This window comes from Streptosporangium heterodermiicola (assembly GCF_051390675.1).
In the GTDB taxonomy this organism is placed as follows: Bacteria; Actinomycetota; Actinomycetes; order Streptosporangiales; family Streptosporangiaceae; genus Streptosporangium.
In genome coordinates this window covers 1-433 of sequence record NZ_JBPJSR010000116.1, presented here as the reverse complement: position 1 = coordinate 433, position 433 = coordinate 1, and the positions used below count along the sequence as shown (strand labels likewise).

The window sequence follows — 433 nt, the reverse complement described above, 5'->3', positions numbered from 1 at the left end:
TCTGGCTGGGGCCCACGGTCTTGGACCATGTGCCGGCCGGTTCCCGGGTGCATCGGGAGGAGATCTTCGGGCCGGTCCTGGCGATCGTCCGCGTCTCCTCCTACGAGGAGGGCCTGGCGCTGATCAACGGCGGCGAGTTCGGCAACGGTACCGCGGTCTTCACCAACGACGGCGGCGCGGCCCGGCGTTTCCAGAACGAGGTGGAGGTCGGCATGATCGGTATCAACGTGCCGATCCCGGTGCCGATGGCCTTCTACAGCTTCGGTGGCTGGAAGGCCTCGCTGTTCGGTGACACCCATGTCCACGGGACCGAGGGCGTGCACTTCTACACCCGGGGCAAGGTCGTCACCTCCCGATGGCCCGACCCCAGCCACGGGGGCGTCAACCTCGGCTTCCCGACCAACGGGTAACCTCCGGACCGCGAGCCCGCGCC

At 68.6% G+C, this 433-nt stretch carries 1 protein-coding gene; it reads left to right on the top strand.

Translation table 11 applies throughout. The annotated features are described in order from the left end of the window. The coding region (locus ACSC1Q_RS43140) for an aldehyde dehydrogenase family protein (RefSeq protein WP_436764535.1) at window positions 1–410 on the top strand (410 nt) is incomplete at its 5' end. Window positions 411–433: the final 23 nt, after the last annotated feature.